Origin of the sequence: Nonomuraea sp. 3N208 (genome assembly GCF_052245935.1) — a bacterium.
GTDB lineage: Bacteria > Actinomycetota > Actinomycetes > Streptosporangiales > Streptosporangiaceae > Nonomuraea.
Window position 1 is genome coordinate 171,296 of sequence record NZ_JBQQBR010000004.1, and the last position, 5,493, is coordinate 176,788.

Below are 5,493 nucleotides of genomic sequence, written 5' to 3' on the forward strand. Positions count from 1 at the left end.
CATTCCTACACATTTTCGCGGCTTTGTCTAGATCTTGAAAATGATTACCGTTGTTTCGTAGCATCTCGCCCTATGTCGCCCCTGAACGACCGAGCGGACCGCGCCGGCCACGCCGCGATCGCCGGAGCCGACATCGGCGGCGCTGCGGAAGCCGTCCATGACCTGGACCGCCTGATCCTGCTCGGCATCGCGGCCGACCTGCACCTGCGTACCCGGCTGCGCGACGGCGCGGCGTACGAGCCCGGCGCGGTCGCGGACGATCTCGGCGCGACGCGGCGGCACCGCTGGATCGCGGGGCACTGGCTGGCCGCCCTCTGCGAAGCCGGCCTGGCGAGCCGGGACGCCGCGGGCCGCTACCACGACCTGCACGGACCACGGCGCGCGGAGCTGGCCTCCGCCCGCACCCGCATGGAGGCCGCGCGGGTGGCGCTCGGCTACCCCGCCGAACTTGCCGAGCTGATGCTTCGCTCACTGAGATTGCTGCCCGACCTGCTGCGCGATGAGATCGGCGTGCAGGCGCTGCTCTACCCCGACGGCGAGCCAGCCACCGCCGAGGCCGTCTACCGTGACAACCTGATCAACCGCTACCTCAACGCCGCCGCAGGCGAGGTGCTCAGGGATTTGGCCGAACGCACCACCCGGCCGCTGCGCATCCTGGAGCTGGGCGGGGGCATCGGCGCCACCACCGCGGACCTGCTGCCGGTGCTGGCCGCCCGGCCGGTCGAGTTCTACCTGTTCACCGACCTGTCGCCGTTCTTCCTCGACACCGCACGCCGCCGCTTCGACGCAGGCTTTCTGCGGTACGCGCTGCTCGACATCGTCCGGGACCTGCCGCGCCAGCCGGGAGGGCTGGACCTGATCGTCGCCGCGACCATGGCGCACAATGCCCCGCACGTCGGCCACCTGCTCGACCAGGTCGCCGCGCTGCTCGCCCCCGGCGGCCGGGTGCTGCTCATCGAGACCGTCCGCGAACACCCGCAATCGCTCACCTCGATGCCGTTCGCTCTGTCCACCGATGACGGCCCGCCGCGGCGGCTCGACGGCCGTGCCGGCACCACCCGCACCTACCTGCGCCGCGAGGAATGGCTGGACGCGCTGAAAAGCAGCGGCCTGCGCGTCGAGGTTGACCTGCCCCGGCACGCGGACCCGCTGGCCGCGCTGTCGCAGCGTCTGTTCGTCGCCACCCGCTGATCACCTGACGATTGGAGTGCTCATGAAGGAACTGGCCGAGATCTGGTCGGAGCTGCTCGGCCTGCCGCCCGACGAGATCCCGCACGATGTCGGCTTCCTGCGCCTGGGCGGCGACTCGGTGCTCGCGGTCCGCATGTCGGCCCTGGTGCGCAAGCGGCTCGGCGTCGCGCTCGCCCTGTCGGACGTGCGGGTCGAGACCACGCTGGGCGAGCTGGCCGAGCTCGTGAAGCGGCGCGCTTCCGGCGAGCCCGCGGCCAGGGCCCTGCCGATCACGGTCACCCCGCGCCCCGACTCCCACGCGGAATTCCCCCTGCTCCCCCTCCAGCAGGGCTACTTCGTCGGACAACAGGACGGCTGGGAGCTGTCCTACGACTCGGCCCACTACTACCTCGACTACGCCCTCATCGGCGTCGACGGCGACGAAGCCGCCGACGCGCTCGCGGACGCGATCGAACGGCTCGCCGCGCACCAGCCCACCCTGCGGGCCCGCGTCACCTCCGACGGCCGCCAGCACGTCCTGCCCGCCGACGCGCCGGCCGCCGTGCCCCAGATCCGCGTGTACGACCTGCGCGAGGCCGACGCGGAGGAGATCGCCGCTGTACTGCGGGACGTACGGCAGGAGATGAGCACCAGCGGCCCGGACCCCACCCGAGGCCCCGGCCTGGACGTCCGGCTCACGCTGCTCCCCGGCGACGAGGGCCGGCTTCATCTGGGTCTGAGCCTGCTGACCTTCGACGGATGGTCGTCCAGCGTGCTCAGCCGCGACCTGCTCACCTTCGTCGCCGACTGGAACGCCGCCCTGCCGCCCCTGGAGATCCACTTCGGCGACTACGTCACCTCGCTGGCGGACCTGCCCGCCACCGAGGCGTGGCAGGCCGACCGGGACTGGTGGTGGTCCCGACTCGACACGCTGCCCGCCCCGCCCGCGCTGCCCTTGGCCGCCGACCCTCAGGAGGTGCGGCCGGTCACCATGGGCAACCGCGAGCACCGCTGGAGCGCCGAGAGCTGGGCAGCGCTGAGGCAGCAGTGCACCAGACGAGGCGTCACCCCGTCGACCGCCATGCTGACCGCGTTCGGCGTGGTGCTGGCCCGCTGGGCCGGGCATCGCCGGATGTTGCTGAACTCGCTGCAGCTCAACCGACTTCCGCTCCACCCTGACGTCCAGCGGGTCGTGGGCGCCTTTGCCGCCACCATGCTGCTCCCCCTCGACCTCGACCCCAAGGCCACGTTCGCCGAGCTCGCCACCGCCGTGCAGGCGACGTCCGGCGAGCACGCCGCCCACAACCTGATCACCGGCGTCGAGATCGGCCGCGAACTGGCCCGACGGCGCGGTAGCTGGCGACCGGTCGGACCCGTGGTCTTTCAGAGTGTGCTCGGGGTGGACGCGGCCATGGGCGGACGCCCTCCCGAGGATGCCGGGCCGCTCGGCCGGGTGATCGCCGCGGACTACTTCCACCAGTTGCGCACCCCGCAGGTCGCGATCGAAGTCCGCTGCTTCGAGCTGGGCTCGGCGATGGTGGCGGTCTTCTCGCTGGTCGAGGAGCTGTTCGACCCCGATCGGGTGGCGGCGGCGTTCGCCGAATTCGTGGCGCTGGTCGACGGCCTCGCCGACGGCAGCGGCTGGGATCGGGTTCCCGGCCTGCCCGGGGCCGCCGATCCCGGCTCCGCCGACGGCCTCCGGCTCGGCCTGCTGCCCGAGCCTGCCGTGCGCCACCGAGAAGGGCCGCCGTCCGACAATCTGGAGCAGGCGGTCGCCGACGTCTTCGAGGAGCTCCTGGAGGTGCCCGTGCTCGACCGCGGCGCCGACTTCTTCGGTCTCGGCGGGGACTCCCTGCTCGCGGTACGGGCGGTCGTTCGGCTCGCCAAGGAGGTCGGCATGTCCGTGCCGGTGCGCGAGTTCCTGGCCGACTCGACGGTGGCCGGGGTGGCACTCGCCGTCCGTTCCCGCCTCGGTGACCAGCGATGATCGGGCTACTGGGCGCCACCGGCGCGGTCGGCCGCACGGCCGCGCAGCGCATCGCGGCCTACGATCTCGGACCGCTGCGCGTCGGCGGCAGGAACCTGACGAGCGCCACCGCACTCGCGGCCTCGCTCGCCGCTCCCGCACAGGCGATCCGGGTGGACCTGAACGACCCCGCCGAGCTGGCCGCCTTCTGCGAAGGGTGCCGGATCGTGGTCAACTGCGCGGGTCCCACGTACCAGGTGCTGGACACCGTGGCCCGCGCCGCCTTCGCGGCCGGAGCCGACTACGTGGACATCGGCGGCGAACTGGCCGCCAAGGACGCGCTCACCAGCGGCGACGTGGCCGGCGACCAGACCGCGGTGTTCTCCGCCGGGGTCATGCCCGGCCTTTCCGGCCTGCTGCCCCGGCTGCTGGCCAAGGAACGCCCGTTGCGCCGCCTCGACGTGTACGTGGGCGGCGCGGCTGTCTTCACTCCGCTGTCCGCGGTGGACGCGCTGCTGACCCGAGGACCGAAGTTCGGGGTGCCGATGGCGGCCTGGCGGGACGGCCGGGTGGTTCCCAACACGCTGACCCCGCTGCACCAGGTGCGGCTGCCGGGCTTCCCGGTGCCGGTGCACGCGTGGCCGTACCTCACCACTGAGGCGCAGACCCTTGCCGCGGACACCGGCGCCCACGAGGTGCGCTCCTACAACGTGTTCGTCTCCAACCGCCTGCCCGAGGCCCTCGCAGCCGTCTGGGCCGATGCGGACGACACCGGCCCCGCCGCCCTGGCGCCGCACGCGGACACCGTGGTTCGTGCCTCGCTGCAGGACAACGCCGACTTCGGCGCTTTCTACGTCATGCTGTTCACCGCGCGCCCCGGTCCGGACGGCCTGCCCGGTCCTACGAGGGTGCTGATCACGGCCGTGGACTCCTATGCGCTGAGCGGGGTGGTGATGGCGCTGGCCACCCGCGCGGTGCTGTCCGGTTCCGTGCCGCCCGGCGTACACCTCGCGGCCGAAGTATTGGACCCCGACGCCACCGCCGCCGCCCTACGTGATGACCCACTGGTCGACGATCTCACCGTCGTCTGACCACCTCACGGCTTCAGTGGTCGTCTTCCACAACGCGCTGGACATCTCCGACATCGTGCGCAAGCTGGTCGCCGAAGGCCGGCAGATCGTCGCCGATCAGCTCGGCCAGATCGCCCCCTACCTACGCGCCCACATCAGCCGCTTCGGCGCCGGAGAATCGTAGTCATGAGAATCCTGCGTGCGTCGCGCGGCGGCACGGCACTACAGCGAGCACCTCTGACCTACCAAGAACAGGGCGCCACGCGTGACGCGCTTCCGGCCGGTTACCACCATGTCTATCGCCGCGCACTGGTGGGAGTTGGTCAGGTCGCCTTCGAACGGGCTGCACGCGCGCTGTCCCGCTGGGACCTGCACCGCCGAGCGGGACTCGGCGTCACCACGTCCGCCCCCCTAGCCGTCCCCGGTAGCGTCGTCCTGTTGACCATCGGGTGGCGTTGGCTGAGCATCAGCGCGCCGTGCCGCGTCGTGTACGCGGTGGAGGAGCCAAACCGTCGTGGGTTTGCCTACGGCACCCTTCCAGGCCACCCCGAATGCGGCGAGGAAGCATTCGTCGTCGAACGGACCCCGGAGGACCAGGTCTGGCTCGACATCCGCGCGTTCTCGCGTCCTGCCCGCCTGCTCAGCCGTCTCGGCGGACCGATGACACGCAAGGTACAGGACCTGGTCACCGACCGCTACATCGACGCCCTTCGTGATGAGCGCTGACCTCTCGCAATCACGCGGTACTCGCGGCAGGTGCAGCCTGGTCAACCGGGAGCCTCGGCCCACACGCCGAACCGGCGCCGCCCGTACATGAGAGGAGGCTCATCCGTGACCGACACCCGCTCCACCACACCGAACACGACGTGGTGGTCACCGGCCGGGACGATCCTGTCCACCCGGCACTCCGCCACGGCGAGCGCGTCCTCCCACAGCAGCGGCGCCCCGACCCCCGGGGACGGATGCCACGCGACGCGGGCGAACCGGTCGCGCACCGGCGAGGCGAATAGTTCGGCGACCCGCTGCCCGCCGGCGTGCAGCAGGTTGACGGCAAAGGTGCCGGCGCCGTCGATCGCGGCGAGGGTGCCGCTGCGGGTGTCCAGGCAGATCAGCAGCATCGGCGGGGCGACGCTGACGCTGCACATCGCGGTGCAGGTCAGGCCGTGGGGCACACCGTCGGGCCCCACAGCGGTGACGACGGTGACACCTGTCGGGAACGACGCCATCAGCGCCCGCAGGTCACTCCCGGCTGCGGTGCCGGTCAACGTGATCACGGTCGTCGCCCGG

Annotated in this window: 5 protein-coding genes and 1 pseudogene; 5 read left to right on the forward strand and 1 reads right to left on the reverse strand. The window is 71.8% G+C overall.

What is annotated here, in order from left to right; genetic code table 11:
* Window positions 1-72: 72 nt before the first annotated feature.
* From ACTWPT_RS07165 to ACTWPT_RS07185, 5 genes and pseudogenes are all read left to right on the forward strand, one after another.
* Window positions 73-1,191 (forward strand): class I SAM-dependent methyltransferase, encoded by a 1,119-nt coding sequence (locus ACTWPT_RS07165; protein ID WP_443176443.1) that lies wholly within the window; start codon window positions 73-75, stop codon window positions 1,189-1,191.
* Between the two features lie 22 nt (window positions 1,192-1,213).
* Complete coding sequence (locus ACTWPT_RS07170) at window positions 1,214-3,157, forward strand: condensation domain-containing protein (protein ID WP_443176444.1); 1,944 nt, start codon at window positions 1,214-1,216, stop codon at window positions 3,155-3,157.
* Entirely contained in the window at window positions 3,154-4,227 is a 1,074-nt protein-coding gene (locus ACTWPT_RS07175) for a saccharopine dehydrogenase NADP-binding domain-containing protein (protein WP_443176445.1), read from the forward strand. Before ACTWPT_RS07170 ends, ACTWPT_RS07175 begins: the two co-directional genes overlap by 4 nt.
* A gap of 4 nt (window positions 4,228-4,231) precedes the next feature.
* Window positions 4,232-4,378 (forward strand): annotated as a pseudogene (locus tag ACTWPT_RS07180) (Tn3 family transposase); the annotation flags it as partial.
* 14 nt (window positions 4,379-4,392) lie between these two features.
* On the forward strand, window positions 4,393-4,932 hold the full coding sequence (locus ACTWPT_RS07185) for a DUF1990 family protein (RefSeq protein WP_443176446.1): 540 nt from the start codon (window positions 4,393-4,395) through the stop codon (window positions 4,930-4,932).
* Between the two features lie 41 nt (window positions 4,933-4,973).
* Here the strand turns inward: ACTWPT_RS07185 and ACTWPT_RS07190 are convergent, their stop codons facing one another.
* On the reverse strand, window positions 4,974-5,480 hold the full coding sequence (locus ACTWPT_RS07190) for a flavin reductase family protein (RefSeq protein WP_443176447.1): 507 nt from the start codon (window positions 5,478-5,480) through the stop codon (window positions 4,974-4,976).
* Between the last annotated feature and the right edge of the window lie 13 nt (window positions 5,481-5,493).

Excerpts from the sequence above, each read along its gene's own strand:
- ACTWPT_RS07165 (WP_443176443.1), top strand. The coding sequence starts at position 73 with ATGTCGCCCCTGAACGACCGAGCGGACCGCGCCGGCCACGCCGCGATC.
- ACTWPT_RS07170 (WP_443176444.1), top strand. The coding sequence starts at position 1,214 with ATGAAGGAACTGGCCGAGATCTGGTCGGAGCTGCTCGGCCTGCCGCCC.
- ACTWPT_RS07175 (WP_443176445.1), top strand. The coding sequence starts at position 3,154 with ATGATCGGGCTACTGGGCGCCACCGGCGCGGTCGGCCGCACGGCCGCG.
- ACTWPT_RS07185 (WP_443176446.1), top strand. The coding sequence starts at position 4,393 with ATGAGAATCCTGCGTGCGTCGCGCGGCGGCACGGCACTACAGCGAGCA.